This window comes from Bradyrhizobium sp. 14AA (assembly GCF_054185205.1).
On the sequence record NZ_JAVAYM010000188.1, the window covers coordinates 1 to 438 of the forward strand.

The window sequence follows — 438 nt, forward strand, 5'->3', positions numbered from 1 at the left end:
CTTCGCCCGGCGGGCATCGCCGGGCGGCAGTGCTTCCCATGCCGAAACGAGCTGCGGGATCAGCGTCGCGAAGGCGGGGAGATAGCTGTCATAGGCTGCCGCGCGCAGCCCTTCCGGAGTGAAGCCGGTCTTGCCGGTGAGCAGCAGATCGGCATGGGTGCCGCGCGCATTGGCGCCGGCCTGATCCATGTAACGCGGATAATCCTTCGCCTTTGGGCTGTCGGGGCCGGCCGACTGCCATGGCCAGTCGTTGGTGTTCTTCGCCCAGCCCACCGGCGGGTTGATCACGTTGGGCAGCGTCGCGATGGCGTGCAGGCCCTTCCAGTCGGTCGCGGGGTCGGCGCCGTCGACCGCCCGGGTGTAATCGAACCGGTCGTCACGGACCGGCACGAATTGCGGGTGGAGATAGGCGATCTCCCCCTTGCTGTCAGCGAAGAG

The 438-nt window shown here is 67.8% G+C and carries 1 protein-coding gene; it reads right to left on the bottom strand.

The genetic code is table 11. The features are described 5' to 3' along the window. The coding region (locus tag RAD15_RS43940) for a penicillin acylase family protein (protein WP_458184883.1) at window positions 1-438 on the bottom strand (438 nt) is incomplete at both ends.